Annotated in this window: 19 protein-coding genes; 11 read left to right on the plus strand and 8 right to left on the minus strand. The window is 36.7% G+C overall.

From position 1 onward, the window contains the following. Positions 1-28: 28 nt before the first annotated feature. The gene (locus RE431_RS07150; RefSeq protein ID WP_309561280.1) at positions 29-1,069 is read right to left on the minus strand and encodes a cysteate synthase; all 1,041 of its coding nucleotides are present in this window, start codon (positions 1,067-1,069) and stop codon (positions 29-31) included. A 77-nt stretch (positions 1,070-1,146) separates the two neighbouring features. Further along, entirely contained in the window at positions 1,147-3,273 is a 2,127-nt protein-coding gene (locus RE431_RS07155) for a S9 family peptidase (protein ID WP_309561281.1), read from the minus strand. Between the two features lie 63 nt (positions 3,274-3,336). On the opposite strand from RE431_RS07155, the gene RE431_RS07160 reads away from it, so the two are divergent. Further along, entirely contained in the window at positions 3,337-3,663 is a 327-nt protein-coding gene (locus tag RE431_RS07160) for a YbaB/EbfC family nucleoid-associated protein (RefSeq protein ID WP_309561282.1), read from the plus strand. A 47-nt stretch (positions 3,664-3,710) separates the two neighbouring features. On the opposite strand, the gene RE431_RS07165 is transcribed toward RE431_RS07160, so the two are convergent. Beyond that, positions 3,711-4,226, minus strand: coding sequence for a redoxin domain-containing protein (locus RE431_RS07165; RefSeq protein WP_309561283.1), 516 nt, complete (start codon positions 4,224-4,226; stop codon positions 3,711-3,713). Positions 4,227-4,293: 67 nt separating this feature from the next. Further along, on the minus strand, positions 4,294-5,340 hold the full coding sequence (locus tag RE431_RS07170) for a threonine aldolase family protein (RefSeq protein ID WP_309561284.1): 1,047 nt from the start codon (positions 5,338-5,340) through the stop codon (positions 4,294-4,296). Between the two features lie 200 nt (positions 5,341-5,540). On the opposite strand from RE431_RS07170, the gene RE431_RS07175 reads away from it, so the two are divergent. From RE431_RS07175 to RE431_RS07185, 3 genes are read left to right on the plus strand one after another with little or no spacing between them, the layout of a single operon-like run. Continuing rightward, entirely contained in the window at positions 5,541-7,013 is a 1,473-nt protein-coding gene (locus RE431_RS07175) for a circularly permuted type 2 ATP-grasp protein (protein ID WP_309561285.1), read from the plus strand. A 3-nt stretch (positions 7,014-7,016) separates the two neighbouring features. Then, on the plus strand, positions 7,017-7,961 hold the full coding sequence (locus RE431_RS07180) for an alpha-E domain-containing protein (RefSeq protein WP_309561286.1): 945 nt from the start codon (positions 7,017-7,019) through the stop codon (positions 7,959-7,961). Positions 7,962-8,003: 42 nt separating this feature from the next. Then, a complete protein-coding gene (locus RE431_RS07185; protein ID WP_309561287.1) occupies positions 8,004-8,855 on the plus strand; it encodes a transglutaminase-like domain-containing protein in 852 nt (283 codons plus the stop codon). Position 8,856: 1 nt separating this feature from the next. On the opposite strand, the gene RE431_RS07190 is transcribed toward RE431_RS07185, so the two are convergent. Further along, positions 8,857-11,244: a zinc-dependent metalloprotease gene (locus RE431_RS07190; protein ID WP_309561288.1), complete on the minus strand. Its 2,388-nt coding sequence runs from the start codon at positions 11,242-11,244 to the stop codon at positions 8,857-8,859. Positions 11,245-11,342: 98 nt separating this feature from the next. Between RE431_RS07190 and prfB the strand changes: the two genes are divergently transcribed. The 4 genes from prfB (at position 11,343) to RE431_RS07210 (ending at position 15,913) form a co-directional block, all read left to right on the plus strand. Beyond that, positions 11,343-12,441 (plus strand): peptide chain release factor 2 gene (prfB, locus tag RE431_RS07195; RefSeq protein WP_309561289.1). Its coding sequence is split into 2 segments (ribosomal slippage): positions 11,343-11,405 and positions 11,407-12,441, totalling 1,098 coding nucleotides; the frame shifts between segments, so codons are not numbered across the junction. A 66-nt stretch (positions 12,442-12,507) separates the two neighbouring features. Continuing rightward, positions 12,508-12,849: an arsenate reductase (glutaredoxin) gene (arsC, locus tag RE431_RS07200; protein WP_309561290.1), complete on the plus strand. Its 342-nt coding sequence runs from the start codon at positions 12,508-12,510 to the stop codon at positions 12,847-12,849. A gap of 11 nt (positions 12,850-12,860) precedes the next feature. Further along, a complete protein-coding gene (locus tag RE431_RS07205) occupies positions 12,861-13,229 on the plus strand; it encodes a hypothetical protein (protein ID WP_309561291.1) in 369 nt (122 codons plus the stop codon). A 113-nt stretch (positions 13,230-13,342) separates the two neighbouring features. Next, positions 13,343-15,913 carry a TonB-dependent receptor gene (locus RE431_RS07210; protein WP_309561292.1) on the plus strand — a complete coding sequence of 857 codons (2,571 nt, stop codon included), beginning with the start codon at positions 13,343-13,345 and terminating at the stop codon, positions 15,911-15,913. Between the two features lie 51 nt (positions 15,914-15,964). Here RE431_RS07210 and RE431_RS07215 read toward each other — a convergent pair whose 3' ends face one another. Next, positions 15,965-16,141, minus strand: a complete 177-nt coding sequence (locus RE431_RS07215) for a hypothetical protein (protein WP_026934940.1) — start codon at positions 16,139-16,141, stop codon at positions 15,965-15,967. A gap of 133 nt (positions 16,142-16,274) precedes the next feature. Beyond that, complete coding sequence (locus tag RE431_RS07220) at positions 16,275-16,781, minus strand: hypothetical protein (protein ID WP_309561293.1); 507 nt, start codon at positions 16,779-16,781, stop codon at positions 16,275-16,277. A gap of 288 nt (positions 16,782-17,069) precedes the next feature. On the opposite strand from RE431_RS07220, the gene fumC reads away from it, so the two are divergent. Then, complete coding sequence (gene fumC, locus RE431_RS07225) at positions 17,070-18,467, plus strand: class II fumarate hydratase (protein ID WP_309561294.1); 1,398 nt, start codon at positions 17,070-17,072, stop codon at positions 18,465-18,467. A 72-nt stretch (positions 18,468-18,539) separates the two neighbouring features. Here fumC and RE431_RS07230 read toward each other — a convergent pair whose 3' ends face one another. Next, positions 18,540-21,740 (minus strand): cytochrome c biogenesis protein CcsA, encoded by a 3,201-nt coding sequence (locus RE431_RS07230; RefSeq protein WP_309561295.1) that lies wholly within the window; start codon positions 21,738-21,740, stop codon positions 18,540-18,542. A gap of 128 nt (positions 21,741-21,868) precedes the next feature. Here RE431_RS07230 and RE431_RS07235 point away from each other — a divergent pair, with 128 nt between their 5' ends. Beyond that, complete coding sequence (locus RE431_RS07235) at positions 21,869-22,630, plus strand: Rossmann-like and DUF2520 domain-containing protein (RefSeq protein WP_309561296.1); 762 nt, start codon at positions 21,869-21,871, stop codon at positions 22,628-22,630. Beyond that, entirely contained in the window at positions 22,614-23,129 is a 516-nt protein-coding gene (locus RE431_RS07240; RefSeq protein WP_309561297.1) for a KdsC family phosphatase, read from the plus strand. Before RE431_RS07235 ends, RE431_RS07240 begins: the two co-directional genes overlap by 17 nt. Positions 23,130-23,132 lie beyond the last annotated feature (3 nt).

Consider the following 23,132-nt stretch of genomic DNA (forward strand, 5'->3'; position numbering starts at 1 on the left):
GCTTTTGTTAATAAGTGTTAACAAAGTATTATTTGATCACTTCTATAGATTGTGATGTAGTTTCATGTTGCGTATCAAAAAATCCCTGTTCGTTCATCCAGTCATCGCTATAGATCTTACTCATATATCGAGAACCATGGTCTGGAAATATCATTACAACATTTGAATTTTCATCAAATTCACCTTCGTCATAATATTGTTTCAAGCCCTGCATTGCTGCACCACTTGTATAACCAACAAATAAACCTTCAGTTCTAGCAATTTCACGAGCTGTATGTGCAGCATCTTCATCAGAAACTTTAGTAAACTTGTCAATTACATCAAAATCGGTAGCAGTCGGAATAAGGTTTTTACCCAAACCTTCAATTCTGTATGGATAGATCTCTCCTTTATCAAATTCACGTGTTTCGTGGTATTTCTTCAAAACAGAACCAAAAGCATCAATACCAAGAATTTTAATTTCTGGATTCTGCTCCTTCAAATATCTCGCTGTTCCAGAAATAGTTCCTCCGGTTCCACTGCAAGCTACTAAATGCGTGATCTTTCCTTCAGTTTGATTCCAGATTTCAGGACCTGTAGAATGAAAATGAGCATCCATATTCAGTTCATTAAAATACTGGTTAATATAAACCGAACCTTTAATCTCTGAATGTAATCTCTTGGCAACTTCATAATAAGAACGTGGATCATCTGCAGGTACGTTTGCCGGACAAACGTAAACTTTAGCTCCCATCGTTTTCAGCATGTCTATCTTATCTTTCGAAGATTTAGAACTAACGGCAAGGATACAATCATAACCTTTGATACAACTAACCATAGCAATGCTGAAACCAGTATTTCCAGAAGTTGTTTCAATGATGGTGTCTCCAGGTTTAAGAATGCCTTTTCTTTCGGCTTCCTCTATAATATGAAGTGCAATTCTATCTTTTGATGAGTGACCAGGATTAAAAGCTTCTACTTTAGCAAAGTATTGTCCCTTATAAGCCCTGGTTATCTTATTTAGGTGGATTAACGGAGTATTACCTACTAGCTGCAATACATTGTCATATACCTTCAAGTCTTCTCTCATAAATCGAAGTTCTTTTTATAAAACTGGCTTTAAAATCTAAACCTTAAAACCGGTCAAATTTAAGGCAAATTTTTTAATTATTCGTGAATGCCCTCTAAATCCAATAGAAACGCATATTCTTCAGCTACCTCTTTTAAGGCTTCAAACCTTCCTGAAGCACCTCCATGGCCTGCATCCATATTCGTATGAAGCAGCAATACGTGGTCATCAGTTTTAAGTTCTCTCAACTTCGCTACCCATTTGGCAGGTTCCCAGTATTGAACCTGAGAATCATGAAGCCCGGTGGTGACCAGCATATTAGGATAGTCCTGAGCTTTTACATTATCATAAGGTGAATAAGATTTCATATAATCGTAATAATCTTTCTCATTAGGATTGCCCCATTCATCATATTCTCCAGTGGTTAATGGAATACTGTCATCTAGCATGGTTGTTACCACATCTACAAATGGTACCGCGGCAATCACACCATTATAGAGGTTTGGAGCAATATTCACTACAGCACCCATCAATAATCCTCCGGCAGATCCTCCCATGGCGTACAAATGCCTTGCTGAAGTATAATTTTCTTTAACCAGGAATTCAGAAACATCTATAAAATCTGTGAACGTATTCTTTTTGGTGAAAAGCTTTCCATCCTCATACCATTCACGGCCCAGGTATTCACCTCCACGAATATGTGCAATCGCATAAATAAAACCGCGATCTAATAGACTTAATCTCACCGTAGAGAAATAAGGATCTATCGTAGAACCATAAGAACCATAAGCGTATTGAAGTAATGGATTACTACCATCTTTCTTGATTCCCTTTCGGTAGACGAGCGATACAGGAATTTTAGTTCCGTCATTAGCAGTTGCCCAAAGTCTTTCTGATGTATAATTATTTTTATCGAACTTTCCACCCAATACTTCCTGTTCTTTCAATACTACCTTATCTCCAGTCTTCATATTATATTCGACTACAGAAGTTGGTGTAGAAAGACTATTGTAAGTATACCTTAAGATATCAGTTTCAAAATCAGGATTTATGGAAGTATAGGCCGTATAGGTCTCATTATCAAAAGGGATATAAAATTCTTTGCTATCATCCCATTTAATGATCCTGATCTTATTCAATCCATTATTTCTTTCGCTTACCACCAAATATTCCTTAAAAATATCAATGTCCTCCAATAGATAATCTTTTCTATGCGGAATCACATCAACCCAATTTTCCTTCCCGGTTTTATCTACTGGGGTTTTCATCAATTTAAAATTGGTGGCTTCATCCTTATTGGTCACCACATAGAAATTTCCGTCAAAATGAGAAATACTATATTCCAGACCTCTTTCCCTAGGCTGAAAAACCTGAAAATCTTTTTCCGGTGTATCAGCATTTAGATAGCGATATTCCGTAGTAAGTGTAGAATGTGAGCCTATGATTATATATTCTCTCGACTTCGACTTATAAACATAAGTATTGAAAGTTTCATCCTGCTCCTCATAAACCAGTTTATCTTCTTTAGGATCGGTTCCTAGTATATGTTTATATATCCTATAAGATCTTAAGGTTTGCGGATCTTTTTTGGTGTAGTAAAGGGTCTTATTGTCATTCGCCCAGGTAGAACCTCCGGTTGTATTCTTAATCTCTTCTTTATAAATTTCACCAGTTTCTAGATTCTTGATGCGGATGGTATACTTTCTTCTGCTCAAGGTATCGGTTCCAAAAGCAACCAGTTTATTATCTGGTGTTACATTTAGACCTCCAAGGCTGTAATAGTCAAATCCTTTAGCCATCTCGTTCACATTGAACATGATCTCCTCAGGAGATTCCAGATTTTCTTTTTTTCTGGAATATATCGGGTAATCAAAACCTTTTTCAAAACGTGTGATATACCAGTATCCGTTAAGTTTATAAGGAACCGATTCATCGTCTTCCTTTATCCTGGATTTCATTTCTTCAAATAACTCAGCTTGAAAATCCTTCGTGTGAGAAGTCATTTGATCATTATAGTCATTTTCAGCCTTCAAGTAATCTAGAACTTCCTGGTCTTCACGCTGGTTCATCCAGAAATAATTATCGATACGCACGTCGCCATGTTTCTCGAGTTCTTTAGCAATTTTCTTTGCCTTTGGGGCTTGAATGTCTTTTTTCAAATCGGTATTATTTTGAGCGGTTGCAAATGTAACGCATCCTAATAGAATAACGAATAGTCTTTTCATTTTGACTGGATTAATGCGGTAATTTAGTAAATTTGGAATCACAAATTTTAAATCGAAAAAAATATGTTTGGAGATATGATGGGCATGATGAATAAACTGAAGGAAGCCCAGGAAAAAGTTGAAGCGACTAAAAAAAGACTTGATACGGTATTAGTTGACGAACAATCCAGCGATGGATTATTAAAAGTTACAATAACTGCTAACAGAGAAGTTAAGAATATTTCTATAGACGATAGCTTACTGGAAGATAAAGAACAACTGGAAGATTACCTAGTTTTAACTATGAATAAGGCAATCGCTAAAGCTACAAGTATCAACGAAGCTGAAATTGGTGCTGCCGCAAAAGATGGAATGCCGGATATTCCGGGAATGAGCGATATGATGAAATAATCATTTCTCATAATAAATAAAAAAGCCGGGAAATTTCCCGGCTTTTGTTATGCTCCTCCCCTTGCAGGATAATCCTCTTTAATCACGAAGGATATAGACCTCAGCAATTCATCAAATTTCGGCCTGGCAAAAGGCATAGATTGGATACTTGCTGAATATAAAATGTTATCTGGTTTAATTAAAAACAATCCTGGTTCAAGAAAAACTTCGGGTTCTGAATCTTTTATCGCTTCAGAAACAAACAATCCCCATTTTCTTCCTTCCTCTACTTTAAAGTCGTACACGATATTAAGATCTTTAATATCCCATTCTTCAACAGTTTTCAAAGCCAGTTCTTTATTATTTGCACTTGCACAAATAACATTCACTCCTTTATCTCTAAAATCTTCCAATTTAGTATTCAATTCTTCCAGATATTTCTTGCATACAGGACAATGAATTCCCCGATAAACGATAAGCATAGTAAAGGTTTCCGGCTTATTATCCCGAATATCCCAATTGAGACCCTTTGTAGTTTTTAAAATTAGCTCAGGAACTTCCTGGCCCGGTTTTAAATTTTTCATGATTCAATTTTTACTAAAATTAAATCATTATCAACTTTAGAACATTTTAAAAAATGCCAATCTTTAGTTAAGCTTTTTCAACCTCAGCCAGTTCGATATTTTTAAGCGTTTCAAGAAAATGCAAATGCATCTCTTCGGTGTAATCCAGATGAGTCACCACACGTAATTTTCCCTGACCCATATTGCTAATTCTGATATTATTATCTGAAAGTTGCTTTATAAATTCAGTTTCATTCTCTGCATTCTTCAAATAAAAGATCACGATGTTGGTTTCTACAGGTTCAACTTTGCCTACATAATCCTGTTCAGCAAGAACCTCAGCGATCTTCGAAGCCCTGTCATTATCTTTAGCGAGTCTTTCCACATGATTATCTAAAGCATAAATACCTGCAGCTGCCATAAAACCAACCTGTCTCATTCCGCCGCCAAGTACCTTTCTAATTCTTATCGCGTTCTTCATCAAACGCTTATCCCCAATTAATACAGAACCCATTGGTGTTCCAAGCCCTTTAGAAAGACATACTGATATGGTATCAAATAATTTCCCGTAATCTTTAGGGTCTTCATTTTTCTTAACCAGAGCATTAAATAGTCTTGCGCCATCAAGGTGTAAACCAAGTTCATGCTTATTACAAACCTGCCTAACTTTCTTGATCTCTTCCAGATCATAGCATGCACCACCGCCTTTGTTGGTTGTGTTTTCCAGGCAAACTAAGGTAGTTAACGGACTATGATAGAAATCTGGTGGATTTATATTTTCCTCCACCTGTTCTGCAGTGATCATTCCTCTATCTCCATCTACAAGTTTACAGGAAACGCCACTGTTAAAAGAAACTCCACCACCTTCATAATTGTAAACGTGGGCCCATTTATCGCAGATTAATTGTTCTCCTGGTTGCGTATGTAATTTTATCGCGGCCTGGTTAGCCATACTTCCGGTAGGAAAAAATAACGCTTCATCCTTTCCGAACATTTTTGCAAGCTTTTCTTCCAACGCATTGATCGTTGGATCTTCTTTATAGACATCATCTCCTACCTCAGCAGACATTATTGCCTGTAACATTCCTTTTGTTGGCCTGGTAACCGTATCGCTTCTTAGATCTATCTCTTTCATGCTATAATTTTTACTGAATGCTAAGGTAAAAACTTAAAGCTTCTTTTCTTAATAATTCGAATTCAATAAATAAAGCCTTTATAATTTTTAATAATTGAAATATCACTTTGCATTTTTATGGAATCCAGATTAATTCCAATGATTTTGTTAAACACATGTATTTCAGACAATTAATTTGTATTTTCTAACAAATATCAACTATGAAAACAAATTCCAGCAATCCCACCTTCGAGTCTTATAACCGTGATCCAAAACTTTACGATGAGATTTTTGATGAGAATAATAATGTTAGAGACACCTATAATACACTGTTCAATTTATACAGTGTGCATTCAGCAAAAGATTTTGCAAGGTTGAACGATAAAGCAAAAGCTTCGTTTTTTAATCAGGGGATTACCTTTCAAGTATATGGAGATCATGAAATAAAAGAGAAGATCTTTCCTTTTGATCTTTTTCCGCGAATCATAGATGGTGAAGAATGGGAACATATTGAAAAAGGGGTATTGCAACGCAGTAAAGCATTAAACGAATTTCTTCGGGATCTTTATCACGACAAGAGAATTATTAAAGACGGAATTGTTCCATTAGAGCTTATAAGTTCTTCCGTCAACTATCTGGATCAGATGAACGGTTTTGATCCGCCGGGTGGAATTTACAATCATATTTCAGGAACGGATCTTATAAAACATTCTGATGGTAAATATTATGTACTTGAGGATAATATTCGTTGTCCTTCGGGAGTGAGTTATGTGATCTGTAATAGAACAGCTCTTAAAAGAGCTTTATTTGGTGTTTTTAATCATTATCAGGCACATTCGGTAACAGATTATGCCGAAAATCTATTGGAGATCCTTGAAAGCGTTAAACCAAAAGGAGTTGATGTTCCCAATTGCGTGGTAATTACTCCTGGTATATACAATTCTGCTTACTATGAACATTCCTACCTCGCAAAGGCAATGGGTGTTGAATTAGTGGAAGGCCGAGACCTTTTTGTAGAAAATGATTTTGTTTATATGAAAACGATCAACGGTCCAGAAAAAGTAGATGTGATCTACAGAAGAATAGATGACCAGTTTATTGATCCACTTGAATTTAAACCAGATTCGGCATTGGGAGTTCCGGGTTTGATGGCCGCTTATAAAAAAGGTCATGTTTGCCTGGTAAATGCTCCTGGTACCGGAGTTGCAGATGATAAAGCGATCTATACTTATATGCCGGAAATCATTAAATATTACCTGAATGAAGAACCAATCTTAAATAATGTTCCCACCTATCATTGCAGCAGACCAGATGAGCTAAAGTATATTCTGGAAAATATCAAGGAGTTGGTAATAAAGCCTGTAGATGAAGCCGGTGGATATGGAATCTCCATCGGGAACAAGTTAACCGATGAAGAAGTTGAAGAGGTTAGAAATACCGTAAAGGTCAGCCCTAGAAAATATATAGCTCAACCTATTATGTCGCTTTCTGTTCATCCTACATATATCGAAGAAACTGAAAGTTTTGAACCGAGACATGTGGATCTTCGAACTTTTACTTTGCTAGGTTCAGATAAAAGCTTTGTATTAAAAGGTGGACTAACAAGAGTCGCGCTTAGAAAAGGAAACCTTATCGTTAATTCATCCCAGGGAGGTGGCTCAAAAGATACCTGGGTTTTAAAAAATAATAAATAATTTATGTTAGCACGAGTAGCCAATAACCTGTTTTGGATGGGTAGATATATAGAACGTTCTGAACATGTAGCCCGATATTTAAATGTAAATTATTTTGCTTCACTAGATGCTCCCAATGAACTTTCGCAGTCAAGACAATTTGTACTGCAATCAATGCTTTTTATGGCAGATGATTTTAGTAGAACTGAAAATCAACTTGAAGAGGAAGAAGTCCTTTATGACATAGGCCTTAATCCCGATAAAAGTTTCTCTATTATCAATTATGTGAAACTTGCCAGGGAAAACGCCAATAGCGCTAGGGATCTTATTTCAACAGAACTATATGAAGCCATCAATAAATTTTACCATTTTGTTCTTAATTACCCGGTAGAGAATTTTAAAAAGCGTGGTCTTTATGATTTTACTGTTCAGGTGGCCGAAAATGTCTCCGTATTAAGAGGAAAAATCAGAGGAACCTTATTACATGATGAAGTTTATGCTATAATCATGCTTGGCGTGAATATAGAAAGAGCCACACAGATTATTAGAATAATAAATTCAAAATTCAAGGATGCGGTGATCGCCCAGGGTAGTTATGGCGATACATTGAAAAACAGCTATGAATGGACAACACTTTTAAAATGTGCCGAATCCTATGATATGATGAGACGCTTTTATCGCCAAACTCCTACCAGTATTACTACACTTGAATTTTTAATCCTGAATACCGACTGTCCGCGATCTGTAATGAATAGCTTGAACCAGGTTTGTAAACACATCATGGTATTAAGCAATGAGAAACATCCGTCGAAGCATTCCTCGGCATTCCTTATTGGGAAGGTGAGAGCTAAATATCAATATAAAGTGATAGAAGAGATTGAAAGTGACCTTCAGGCATTTATAGAAAATATTCTGGACGATCTAAATAGTATCGGAATTCAATTAGAAAAAGAATATTTTAATTATTAATTCCTAAAAATGAATTTAATTTGACGCACTTTAATTTCTGAAATGAACCTCGATTATCATATTAATTATACAGCCAGAAACACTTACGAAAATTTGGCAAATGGTGCTTTATGGCAATTTCTAATTATTCCTGAAGAGAATGAAACGCAGGAATTGATCTCAGATGAATTTAGCAATTCCATTAATGCCCAAGTAGAGAACTCAATTAATGGCTATGATTTTAAAACTTATAGAATCAGAACTACAGAAGCTATTGATGAAATTGAATTTACGGCAGATTTCCATCTTACCAAAAAAGTGGAAAATGTTTTTGAACGGGTCTCCCAGCAATATTCTGAAGGTGAATATATAGAATTGAGATCTCTAAACTTTAAAGCTAGTAATGATGTATTTCTAAGGTTTACAGATCTTACAACACTTCATCAAAAAGTTGATTTTCAATTTGAAGAAAACCTAAGTTTATTTCAAAACCTGCAAAATTTAAATTCCTGGATCAGGAATGAGTTTACTTTTAAGACCAACGTTACCGATATTGATACAGATCTAAATCATATCCTGGAGATTAAGCAAGGTGTTTGTCAGGACTTCACGCATTTATTCATCGCTATCGCTAAACAATTTGAGATACCGTCAAGATACGTATCCGGATATCTCCATCAGGGAAACGGATTTGTTGGTGATCTTCAAATGCACGCATGGGTGGAATGTTGCCTTCCTAATAGCGGCTGGATAGGATTTGACCCTACGAATAACCTGATAGCTGCTGAAAATCACATAAAAGTAGCCCACGGGAAAGATTATGCCGATTGTCCACCTTTAAAAGGAATCGTTTTCTCTTCCGGTAAAAATAAAACTGAATATACCGTTCAGGTAGCTGCCCAGCAACAACAATAATTTAATTACCTATAGGAGATCCGTCTGGGATTTTTGGAACATTCAGCTCAAGCTCAAATTCTTCTGGTCGTTCTCTGAAAATTTTGATATTCCTATACATTTCTTTAGACACTGCATCGTTTCTACCTCTAAGCCAGTTCGCAAGTTCATCTATTCTCTCATTCGTAACTGCTTTTACCATGGGCGTAGATTTCTGGTTGATGGCTAAATTCAGTAGATGCTTAAACACCACAAAATTGATGGTTTCCTGAACTGATTGTTCATATGAATCACCTTTTGCGTTTTTAATGGTTTTTGAGATCAGTTCCTCCAGCGTATATGCAAGTCCCGGAAGATCGTTATTCAATGTTTCCTGTTGAAGCAATCTTTCGGCCCTGGCCGGATGCAGCAAGAGACTTAATGTCATTTCACTTGCGGTAGCAGGTGCTCCTAAAGCATCAAAGGCAACATCGGAATTACTTTTAAAAGATTCGCGGTCTCTAGAATATCCAAAAGCTCTGGGGGGAAATAATTCTAATTTATCTTTCGGAATTAAAAGTTCTTCGGCAGATAAAGTTCTAAGAATAGTTTTCAAAGCCAATTTTTGAACCTTTCCATCTACATGTTCTACAACCTGATTGTTCCCTCCTTTAACGGCATATTCATATTCTAATCCTCCGAGCAATTTCACAGCTGCCTCCGTTTGATATCTATGGAAGAAATAAAGAGGAACAAAAACATCTTCAAGTGTGGAGTATGTTTCATCTTTCCTGATATTATCCACAGAAAAATTCTGTATTGCCTTCTTTCTTATTTTAAGAACATCTTCCAGTTCCTGAGTCGCACTTTTCCCATTATCCCATAAATGTGCCAGGGCATTCGCTCCTCCTGAAGCTCTTGCATCAGAATCGGTAATAAAGATAAGGCCTTCACCACGTGCATTCTCAAGAATAGAATTAAGGTATTCCTTTTCATCCCTATCTTCTGGAATATCGCTATAGCTATAATTTACCGTAACCTTATCCCATTCACCTATTCCTGTATCATAAGCATTTTTAAAAATGATCTCTTTATCCTGCATTTCGAATTGTGGATGCGGATAATCCATTACCGATGCACGATCTGAAGTGCTAGCAGCAAAATTATGAGCAAACCCTATGGTATGTCCCACTTCGTGGGCTGAAAGTTGCCTAATCCTTGCCAGAGCCAGTTCCATCATAGGATCATAATTCTCATCACTATTCTCAAAAGGTTTGTTCATCATAGCCTGTGCGATCATAAAGTCCTGACGTATTCTTAAACTGCCTAGACTTACATGACCTTTAATGATCTCACCTGTTCTGGGATCAGTAACGCTAGCTCCATAGCTCCATCCCCTGGTAGACCTGTGCACCCATTGAATAACGTTATAACGCACATCTAAAGGATCCGCATCTTGCGGTAACATTTTTACCTGGAATGCATCTTTATAACCTATAGCCTCAAATGCCTGGTTCCACCATAAAGCTCCTTCGAGTAAAGCTGAACGAACTGGCTCCGGAGTTCCGGTATCCAGATAATATATAATTGGTTCCACAGCTTCGCTTATTTCTGCCTCAGGATTCTTCTTTTCCAGGCGATGTCTTATCGCATATCTCTTTTTGATCGGTTCATATACCGGCGATGCGTAATCCAGATAGGAAATAAAGATGGCTCCACTGCGTGGATCAAAAACTCTTTTTTTATAATTATCATCCGGAAGTTTTACGAAAGAATGATGTTGCGTTACACTAATATTTTTGTCGTCTGGAACTACAGAGCTAATTGTTCTTCCTTTAGGTTCTCCCTCAAAAGTAAGTAAGGCTTCAAATTCCACATTTTCAGGAAAAGCTTTTGTTCTATCTAGAGCTAAGGCACTTTTAGATTTATCTATTTTGTAAGTACCATATTCTCCACGTTTCAACCTTTCAGCTACACCATGAGCATCCTGAAGCAGAAAAGGAGTAAAATCAATTATATACTTTCCGTCTTTTTCCTCTTTTATCTCAAATCCGAATAAAACCGATTTTGCAAATGCTTCAGAAACACTTTGTTTTTCAGCTTCGTTATCTGTGATGGCTCGGTAATATTGATTCGGCTGAATTAACAATAGCTTATTTCCAGCTTTCTGAAATTTCATCACTGCCTCTCCGCCTAACTGCCCGCGATCAAGTCCTATATCATTAGATCCTACACCTGTTGTTAGAAAATGAGTATATAAAAACTCATGGTCCAGGCTATCAACTTCCAGGTAGATCTCGTCTTCCTTTTCGTTATAATGAAAATTAAAATAGCCTTCATACTTCTTTAGATTTTCTTTTTTTTCCAGGAATTGTGCCTTCCCCACAAATGAAATACTGAAGACCAGAAGAATAGAGATAATATTACGCATATACAGATTTTTTAAAGCCGTTTAAATCTAAAAAATATTCGTTAAATACTTTTCGCAAACTCCCTTTAATTCTATTTTTACGAGAAATCGACCAATTAATGATTACTATAGAGAACATACGAGATCTTAAAGAGCGCCTGGTTGCGTTAAGGAGGTATCTTTGACATTGATGCCAAAAAGATCGAAATAACAAATATGGAGGAAAAGACCTTTGCTCCAGATTTCTGGGATGACCCTAAAAAGGCTGAACAGATCATGAAAGAGGTCAATTCTGAAAAAAGCTGGGTTGGAGATTACGAAAAGGCTGAAACTTTTGTGGAAGACCTGGAAGTGATCTACGAATTCTATAAGGAAGATGAGGCTACGGCTGAAGATGTTCAGAAACGTAATGACCTTGCCGTAGATCTTATAGAAGACCTCGAATTCAAAAATATGCTTTCTGAAGAAGGGGACAGTATGAGTGCCGTACTTCAGATTACTGCCGGAGCCGGTGGTACAGAAAGTTGCGATTGGGCAGAAATGCTTATGCGCATGTACCTGATGTGGGCTGAAAAGAGAAAATTCAAGATCAGAGAGTTGAACTACCAGGCTGGTGATGTAGCCGGAATTAAAACCGTAACGCTGGAGATAGAAGGTGAATATGCTTTCGGATGGCTTAAAGGGGAAAATGGTGTTCACAGGTTGGTTAGAATCTCACCTTTTGATTCCAATGCAAAAAGGCACACTTCCTTTGCTTCAGTTTATGTTTACCCGCTTGTTGATGATAGTATAGAGATAGATATAAATCCTTCAGACCTAAGCTGGGAAACCATGAGATCATCTGGTGCCGGTGGGCAGAATGTAAACAAGGTAGAGACTGCCGTTAGATTACGCCATGCTCCTACGGGAATTGTTATTGAAAATTCGGAAACAAGATCTCAACTGGAAAATAAGAATAAAGCGATGCAGCTTTTAAAGAGTCAGTTGTTTGAAATTGAACTTCAGAAAAGGCAGGCTCAAAGAAGAGAGATCGAGGATTCAAAAATGAAGATAGAATGGGGCTCACAGATAAGGAATTACGTGATGCATCCATATAAACTTGTCAAAGATGTTAGAACCGGAGAAGAAACCGGTAACGTTGATGATGTGATGGACGGTGGTATTGATGCATTCCTGAAATCTTTTTTAATGATGATGGGCCAACGGAACGAAGATTGATAAGTTTAAAGCTCGACTTTTAAAATTTGAATTAATTGATTATTTTAAAAAAGGAAAAATATTAGAATGCTAAAGATCTATCATAACGCAAGATGTAAGAAATCCAGAGAAGGTTTAGAGATCCTGAAGAATTCTGGAAAAGATTTTGAAATAAAGGAATACCTTAAGGAACCTTTAGATGAGGCTGAACTTGAGAAGTTGATCAAAAAACTTAAGATCACTCCTATTCAGTTAGTGCGTAAAAATGAAAAGATTTGGAAGGAAGAATATAAGAGCAGAGATTTAAGTGACCGTGAAATTATTACCGCGATGGTGAAAAATCCAAAACTTATTGAAAGGCCGGTCGTGGAAACCGACCAAGATGCTGTTATAGGAAGACCTCCTTCAGATATTGAAAAATTGCTTTAAAGAAAACAGATATGAAACTTCAACACAGAATTGCATTGATGAGTGTCGCAGCCGCTGCAGTGGCAGGTTTCGTCTATTCTCAAATATACATTCACGAAAAGAATCGCAAAGAGATAAGGGAAGTAGCTGCAGAGCTCGCCCTAACCTGGAAAGCCCAGCTTGGTCTTAGTCCGGGACAGGCAGATCAACTTGAAGATGCAATCATTGAGTATACTATCAAGAAAAATGAGATCATTAATTCCAGTCTGGGAAATATTCAACAGATCAACAAACTGAAAACCATTCAGAAGAATGAACACAGGACTTTAAAAAAGTTTCTGAATGACGATCAGTTTGAAAAATACATTTTTCTTAATAAACAGATCACCAGAAAATCTTAGTTACTAGCGCTCTAGATCTTACATATATCAGAATTTACAGGCGTTAACATAATATTAACCCAATTAGATTAAACCATTCTGATTCCTATTGGTCATAGTTAAAAAAATTGATAATGACCATCCGAAAGATCTATGCCCTTAGTCTTATACTAAGTATCTTAAGTATTTTCACTTCAAAATTCTACGCACAAGCACCTGCAGAGGTAGTTAAATACACCATAAGCGGGAAAGTGATCGATAATGAACTTGAAGTTCCGTTAGAATATGCCACCATTTCCGTTCAGAATGTAGAAGACCCTTCCGTAGTTACTGGAAGTGTTACTGATATTAACGGTAATTTTTCTGTAGAAGTTAAAGAAGGGACCTACAATATTATTGTGGAGTTCATTTCTTATGAAACCAAAGAATTTAATAACAGATTGATAGATAAGGACGTTAACCTTGGAACTATCAAACTTGGTCTGGGTTCTGAAAATCTTGATGAAGTTGTGGTTCGTGCTGAAACTACACAAGTAGACGTTAGGCTTGATAAAAAGATCTACAATATTGGAAAGGATCTTACCACCGCCGGAGGAACAGTGAGCGACGCTTTAAATAATGTTCCTTCTATTTCTGTTGATATCGAAGGTGGAATTAGTCTAAGAGGTAATGAGAATGTGAGAATTCTTATTAATGGTAAACCATCTGCTATGGCAGGTTTTGGAAGTACCGATGTTTTAGGCCAGTTACCTGCAGAGGCCATTGAACGTGTAGAGGTTATTACCTCTCCTTCGGCTAGATATGATGCAGAAGGAACGGCAGGTATTATTAATATCATACTTAGAAAAAAAGAAACGCTTGGTTTCAATGGTTCCTTGACTTTAAATGGTGGATATCCAGCAAATGCTGGTGTCAATGCCAACTTAAACTATAGAACCGATGCTTTTAATATTTTCACTACCACCGGTTACAGATATAGAGAATCTCCTGGTAGTGCGTTTTTTGATACAAGATATTTTAATCCGCGTGTAGATACCTTTCTGGATTCATTAAATTATGATAGAAACGTAGAAGATAGAGATTACGACAGGTTCAACAGAGGATTTAATACCAACATTGGAATGGAATATTATCTTAATGATCAATCATCGATTACAGGTGCTATATTCTACAGATTTGGAGATGATGAAGATCAAACCTCTAATGTAAACGACTATTTCTTGAACGGAAGTCCGCTTCTAGGAACTACTCGTTTGGAGAATGAAACAGAAGAAGATAATAGCTGGCAATTCTCACTTAATTATGTGAATCGCTTCGATGATAAAGGCCATGAGCTTACTGCAGATTTCCAGGTAGAAAGTGATAAGGAAAACCAAGAGGCTTTCATACGAGAGCCTGTTAATTATAATAATTCTGAAATCGCTGATATTTCAATTCCGCGTGAAAGAACGAGGACTACCGAAGATCAATCTGAATATCTTATTCAGGCAGATTACGTGAGACCAATTGGCGAGGATTCTCAATTTGAAGCAGGGTATCGAGGGAATTTTGAAAATGAAATAACCGACTATACACTTCTTCAGGAGTCTACAAACGGAAATTTTGTTCTGAATAGAAATCAAACCAATGTATTTGACTATACAGAAAATGTTCACGCCTGGTATACTCAGTACGGAACAAAATTCGGAGATTTTAGTTTTCTATTTGGATTAAGAGCAGAACATACTCAACTAAAAGGAGATATTGATTCTGAATTGACTCAGGAAGAGCTTAGAGAAGAGTTCAATTTTGATATTACGACCAATTTTGACAATAAATACTTTGGTCTTTTCCCTACCGTGAATGTGATTTACGAAATAGGTGAACAGGAAAATATTACTATAGGATATAATCGTAGAATTAACAGACCTAGAGGCTGGTATATCAACCCGTTCCCATCAAGAAGTAGTAGAAACAATGTTTTTCAGGGTAACCCGAACCTTCAACCAGCTTACTCCAATAGTTTTGATATTGGATACCTTAAACGCTGGGAGAAATTTACATTAACATCTTCTGTTTATTATCAAAGAGAAACCAATTCTTTCCAGAGAGTTCAGGAAGAAATTAATATTCAGGTGGTAAATCCAAATTTCCCTGAAACCAGTGATGATGAAACAATTTCTCAAACCGTTACCAGGAGTATTCCATTCAACTTAGCTACGAATGACAGGATGGGTGGTGAACTTGGTTTCCTTTATAATCCTGCAGATTGGTTACGCTTAAACGGTAGTTTTAATTATTTCAGATTCAAATTAGATGGAGAGTTTAATGGAGATGATTTAAGTACAGATAATACCAGCTGGTTTGCAAGGTTCAGCTCCAAAGTAACATTACCTTTAAAAATTGACTGGCAAACTAATGCCTTTTATCGTGGTCCTTCAGATGAAATTCAAGGTACTCAGGATGGTATCCTGTCTATAGATTTAGCTTTCAGTAAGGAGATCCTTAATGATAACGCGACGATCGCAGTAAATGTTAGTGATATTCTAAATGGTAGAAGAAGGTCTTCATTTACTTCCACAGAATTTTTTGAGCAGGAAAGTGAATTTCAATGGAGACAGGGACAGGCAGTAAACCTTTCTTTTATTTATAGATTCAATCAGAAAAAACAACGTCAGCAAAGAAGAGACGGTGGCAATGAAGATTATGATGAAGGAGAATTCTAAAATAGAATCAAGTAAGTAACAAAAAAAGGGACTAAAAATAGTCCCTTTTTTTTATGCTTTTTCCGCTTTAGCTTTTTTTCGAGCTTCGCGTTTTTCTTTGATCAACTCTCCAACAGAACCTCCAATCCAATAAGGAAGGAACGCCATTAAAAAGATCATAAGCCAGAAACCCATTGTTAATATCGCTAAAAAAGCTAAGAAACCAAGGTATTGATCGAATTCGAACATAACAGTCAAAGTTTGATTTGAATCTGGCCAAAGATATGAAGTCTACCCCGCTTATCACAGAAAATCCCTTAGTTTTTTAATCATTTTTATAAAAGTTGTTAATTACTTAATTATAATAAGTTAGCTATTGAGGCTAATAAGAAAGCCTGAATTCACCTTCTACTGCCCCAAAAATATCCTCAAGTAAACTTTTAAGCTCCTTGCATGAGATCTTACCTTCTACCCTGTTTTTTTCATTGAATGTGATTTCAATATAATTAGTATTAAGATTTAAAGCTCCTTTTGGCAACACCATCCATTCTTCTGAAGTTGAAGATCTCTTATACTTGATCCAACTGTTGTTGTATAAGTTATCCCCAAAGTAATATTTTCCAACTCCTTTGAAATTCTCTACCAGGAATTCTATTACATCGCCATCTTCTGAGATTGCCTTAACATTGAGATTCACGAGTCCTGAAGGCCTTATTTCTCTAGTAAATATGAGGGAGGTTAAATTGTTGTCTGAATTGAAATCCAATCCATTTACATTTGCTTTCAGATAATTTTCTGAAAGCTCATTCGCATCATCATTGGTGTTGCAGCTCAGCGCTACGATAAAAAACACTAATGAAAAAAGGTAATTAAAATAGAGCTTTTTCATCTTGATATGTATTTAGTTAAAAGATCTTGAAAGTTAATTTTATTAACTTTTCAATCCTAAGGGATATTTCCCCTATTTTTTACTTAACTATCTGATTTTATGTTTTTTATAATATTTGAACTTATAAATTATTAAATTTTCATTAACATATTTTTCTTATCAAATTAAACCTATGCATAGTTATTTAATAATTTTATTGACCCTTATATAACTCCGTAATTTTAAAGGTTTTTTAGTTTAAAGAAATCCTGTAAACCTTAACTTTGCGCAACAACCAATTTTTGCATTATGGATTATAGAATCGAAAAAGATACCATGGGGGAAGTAAAAGTTCCTTCAGATAAATTATGGGGAGCACAAACAGAACGTTCCAGAAACAATTTCAAGATTGGTCCGGCTTCTTCCATGCCATTAGATATAATTTATGGTTTTGCTTATTTGAAAAAGGCTGCCGCTTACACCAATTGTGAATTAGGAGTTTTACCAGTAGATAAAAGAGATCTTATTGCTCAGGTTTGTGATGAGATATTAGAAGGTAAACATGATGATCAATTTCCTTTGGTGATATGGCAAACGGGAAGTGGCACTCAAAGCAACATGAACGTTAACGAAGTGATCGCTAACCGTGCTCATCAAATTGCCGGGAAAACCATAGGTGAAGGTGATAAAACACTTCAGCCAAACGATGATGTAAATAAATCACAATCGTCAAATGATACATTCCCTACTGGAATGCACATTGCAGCTTATAAGAAAGTTACCAAGGTCACCCTTCCAGGACTTAGAAAATTAAGAGACACGCTTAAAAAGAAATCAGATGAGTTTAAAAATACTGTAAAGATCGGGCGCACCCACTTTATGGATGCCACTCCCCTAACTTTAGGACAGGAATTCAGCGGATATGTGGCTCAACTTGATTTCGGGATCAGAGCTCTTGAAAATACTTTACCACATTTAGCTGAACTTGCTTTAGGCGGAACTGCCGTTGGAACCGGGTTAAATACACCTAAAGGATACTCAAAAAGAGTTGCAGAGTTTATCGCTAAATTCACTGATATGCCTTTAGTTTCTGCTGGTAATAAATTTGAGGCTCTTGCAGCTCACGATGCATTCGTTGAAACTCATGGCGCCCTGAAACAACTGGCAGTGTCATTAAACAAAATAGGAAACGATATTAGAATGCTTGCTTCAGGACCTCGTAGCGGAATTGGAGAGATCAATATTCCTGCAAATGAACCTGGGTCCTCTATTATGCCTGGAAAAGTGAATCCAACTCAGTGTGAAGCTTTGACCATGGTATGTGCTCAGGTAATGGGTAATGATACTACGATGAGTGTAGGCGGTATGCAAGGTCAGTTCGAGCTAAATGTATTCAAACCAGTTATGGCAAATGCTTTATTACAAAGTGCACAATTAATTGGTGATGCATGTATCTCTTTTGAAGAACATTGTGCAAGAGGAATTGAAGCGAATGACAAAAGAATTCAGGAGCATTTAAATAATTCACTAATGCTGGTAACTGCACTTAATACCAAGATCGGTTATTACAAAGCTGCTGAGATCGCGAACACGGCACATAAAAATGGAACTACCCTTAAAGAAGAAGCTGTAAACTTAGGTTATGTGACTGAAGAACAGTTTGACGAATGGGTTGATCCAAAAGATATGGTGGGAAATCTTAAATAGGATTTTAACTTCACCAATAAAAAAAGCCTGCTGGATTTCAGCAGGCTTTTTTTTATCTATAGATATCAGAACTTATATCGTTCCTCTATTTTCTTTAATTTCCTTCTTCGCCTTTTTAGCATAGTGCTTATGATACTTCCAATAAGAAAGTGCTCCCAGAATAACTACTCCGGTAAGCGTGTAATAAACAAAGGTAGGCGTGATCACTTTATCTCCACTGGCATAAGAATGCAGTCCACTCAGGTAGAAATTCACCCCGAAATAGGTCATCATTACCGAAGCATATGCGATTACCGCCATAAAATTGAATATCCATCTTCCTCTAAGCCCGGGAACCAGCCTCATGTGAATCACAAAGGCATAAATAAAGATACTGATCAATGCCCAGGTTTCTTTAGGATCCCAGCCCCAGTATCTACCCCAGCTTTCATTGGCCCATTGTCCACCAAGAAAGTTCCCAATTGTAAGCATAACCAGACCAACGGTTAGAGCCATTTCGGTAATGATCGTGATCTCGCGAATATTCAGCAATAACTTTTTCTTGTTAGATTCAGTTGTAAGCGTCATTAATAAAAGAGATACAACCCCAAGTATCATTCCTAAGGTTAATGGACCATAACTACCCACAATTACTGAAACGTGAATCATTAGCCAGTAACTGTCCAGTACCGGAACAAGATTCGCGATCGCCGGATCTGTCCAGTTCTGGTGGGCACTCCACAATACCATAGCTGCAACGAATGCCGTAGATGCAATGGTTAGGTTTGATTTTCTACCAAATGCAAGACCAAAGAACATGGTTGCCCACGCGACATAGATCATCGATTCGTATGCGTTACTCCAAGGCGCGTGACCGGAGATATACCATCTTGCTCCCAGACCTAATGTATGTAAAGCAAACAGTACGATTATAATACCTACTGCAAGGTATATGATACCGCGTATAAATTTATTATTCTTAAAAATCCTCAATATCACAAAGATGAACATGAAAACACCTGCCAACATGTACAACCAATACAGATTCTTAAAAATATTATACTTGTTATAAGTAATTTCAGCATCAATTTTTTCTTTTGAAGGCATTACTTCTCCTCCAAATTTTTGCTGATAACTCTTTATACTTTCCAGGTATTGATCTGCTTTTGAATAATCCCCAGACTCCCTGGCCGTTCTTAAAGCGTTCATGTAAAGCGGAAGGATCTGCTTGGTATAAACCGAATCCATTCCTTTTAAATTAGACTCCCCTACTTCTTTATATGAGATCCATTTATTGTTCTCGTCATTCGGAATAGGGAAAATCTTCAGAATATTTCCGTCCAAAGCTCCATAAAGTAGATTTACCTTCTTATTAGTTTCAATAAAATCTTTTTGAAATTTATTGGGAACCGCAGCCTGGTATGCATTATCGAGGTATGACGATAATTTGTATTTCCCTCTTTTATCAAAGAAGTCTGTCAGGGAAAGATATTTTTTACCTTCTTCAACACCCAGAATCTTATGAAGACTATCATTATGTTTTTGCACAAAAATCAACGGCACATCATACCAAACCATTGGATTTTCTGTAATAGAGATCAAAACCTGATCTGAAGAAAGTCCTTCATAGCTATCAGATTTAGTCAGTTTCCGAAGTAATTCAGAAGAATAGGTATTTGCAGGTTTCATTCTACCTCCAGCATCCTGAATTATAAGCTTACCGAATTTTTCTGCATGTTCTTTATCAACAGCGTTAGAGATAATTATGCTGTCTAACTGGGATTTTGCGGTTTCGCTATGCTGATGATCTTCTTCCTGCGCTATTCCTGCGAAAGACATAGATACGATAGCCAGTAATGTCGCTAAGGTTTTTTTCTTATCCTTAACCTTATCCAGCATCACTTTTAATTGTCCGAATCTTGAACCCTTATCAAATAAGATCCACATCAAACCAATATACAATAGGAAATAACCAATATAGGTGATCCAGGTTCCCCAGAAATCATGATTCACAGATAGTACGGTTCCTTTTTCGTCAGGATCAAAACTAGACTGGAAAAACCTGTAACCCTGTTCATCAAGAACATGGTTCATAAATATCTCATATGGCATTGGCTCTTTACCTTCGCGAATAACCTCTACTTTACTTTTAAAAGAAGCATAACCCGGAGTTTCACGATCTGCAGTACCAGGATATTTTTCAGCAATAAAGTCATTCAATTTAATTGAAAATGGCAATTCTTTTTCGATTGAACCGTAATTCACGAAAATATCAAGACCTCCAATATTTAATTGCTTAGGATCACTTACCGTTCCCTGTCCGCCAAGTAACGTAACCGTCTCAGTTTCTCCACCTGTAGATACTTTTAAAGTAACTGCATCCAGATCCTGTTTTGTCTTAGGATTGGTAGGCACCACATCGTATTCCCCTTTAATTACAGGTTCCGGAATAACGAATTGCATGCTTCCAATGTTATAAAGAGATCTAAGCATTAAAATTTGCGTTGAATCCTTTACAAGCTCTCCTTTTTTCTGATCGGCCATTCTCATGTAATTTCCATCAAAAGGAGAGTCTATCATATATTTTCCATCTTCAGTAACCTGAATATTGATGGCTCCATCCTGCGGACTATTCAGAGTAAAAAGCACATTATGAATATTACTCACCTGTCCTTCCTCAAGATAATGATCATGTCTCTGGCCATCGCCGGCTTCAACGATCTTAAGGTAATTTTGTCCATCTTCAGTTGGCACCAAAGCCTCTTCAGCTCCATGAATGAAATTAGTCACTTCAAATTTTACTGGCTGACCATTAAAATCTGAATTTAAAGTATAGTTGTTTTCTACCTCAGGACCAAATAGTACATCTTCCTGTAGGACTCGACGTCTTGGTTCACCATCAATTTCCCCATCAACAAAAAATGTAAGATGTGGGCTATGCGAGAGAAACTTGTTGGTGGTCTCCCCTTCCCTGATCGGCATAATTCCTTCGTAACTGATGTAACGGGTTACGAAAGCACCAATAAGAATAAGAATAAAAGAAAGGTGCAGCAAAAGTGTACTCCATTTTTCCTTCTTATGAAGTTTGTAACGTTTGATGTTTCCTATAAAATTGATCAAAAGGAATAACATTATTCCTTCAAACCACCAGGTATTATAAATTAGGATTTTTGCGGTCTCAATACTATACCAGGTTTCTATAAATGTGCCCATGGCCATGGCAATTGCGAAAATTAAAAACAAAACGGCCATTATTCGGGTAGAAAAAAGGATAGAGGCTATTTTTTTCTGCATGGAAGAAGTGTCATTTTAACGGCTGCAAATTTAACGATTTATTATCAGTTTTGCAGGTATATCCTAATTCATTCTCAAGTCTACAACTGTTAATTTTACCTGCTTGAAAATTTTGGTATTTTAGCCACATGATCAAAGTGGTAATTATCGGCGCCGGAAATGTCGCAACTCACTTATACCAAAGCTTTTCAAAATCGAAGCAACTGGATGTAGTTCAGGTTTTTAACCGAAATGTTGAAAGGCTCCATTTTGTAAACAATCCTACCAAAAGAACTTCTAATCTTGAAGATCTAGTTGAAGCAGATATATACCTGCTGGCTATCAAAGACGAGGCAATCGGAGAATTAGCAAGCGAGTTAAAGGTAAAATCTGGTATCGTTGCCCACACTTCAGGAAGCCAATCAATGGATATTTTATCGGGATATGAGAATTTCGGGGTATTCTATCCGCTGCAAACTTTTTCAAAGAACAAACCGGTAAATTTCAGTGAGATACCTTTGTGTCTTGAAGCGAATTCCGAAGAAAACCTTGATCTTCTGAAGAAGGTCGGCGCATTTATTACAGATAAAGTTTTTGAAGTAAGTTCTGAACAACGAAAGGCTTTGCATGTTTCTGCAGTATTTGTAAATAATTTCAGTAATCATTTATTCAGCCTGGCTGCCGATTTTTGTAAAAAAGAGGAACTTCCTTTTGATATTTTAAGACCTTTGATCAGGGAAACTGTGAATAAACTGGAAAGCCTGGATCCATATTCAGCGCAAACCGGTCCTGCATTAAGAAATGATCAGAAAACCATTTCAGATCACCTGGAAATGCTGGATGAAGACAGAAAGAAGATCTATACTATTTTAACCGAATCTATTCAAAAGCTACATGGAAAAGAGCTATAAAGAACATTTAAACGATATTAACACGTTTGTTTTTGACGTTGACGGAGTATTAACTGATGGTTCCATTCAGATTTCCACAAAGGGAGAACTGCTAAGGACAATGAACACAAAAGATGGTTATGCTATGAAAATGGCACATAGTGCGGGCTATACCGTTTGTATTATTAGCGGAGGAAAAAATGAAGGCGTGAGACAGCGGTTAAGGGATCTTGGAATTACAGATATCTATCTTGGGGTTAGCGATAAAGTGGAGCAAATGGATGAATTCTTCGATATCTATAATATCAAACCGGAACAGGTTCTTTATATGGGAGATGATATTCCAGATTACTACCCGATGAAACTTGTTGGCCTGCCTTGTTGTCCTCAGGACGCTGTTCCAGAAGTTAAGGAAGTATCGCTTTATGTATCTCACAAAAATGGCGGAGAAGGTTGCGTAAGAGATGTAATTGAACAGGTGATGAAAGTTCAGGGAAAATGGATAGATAAAAACGCGTAACTA

It is taken from the genome of Christiangramia sediminicola, assembly GCF_031344135.1.
In the GTDB taxonomy this organism is placed as follows: domain Bacteria; phylum Bacteroidota; class Bacteroidia; order Flavobacteriales; family Flavobacteriaceae; genus Christiangramia; species Christiangramia sediminicola.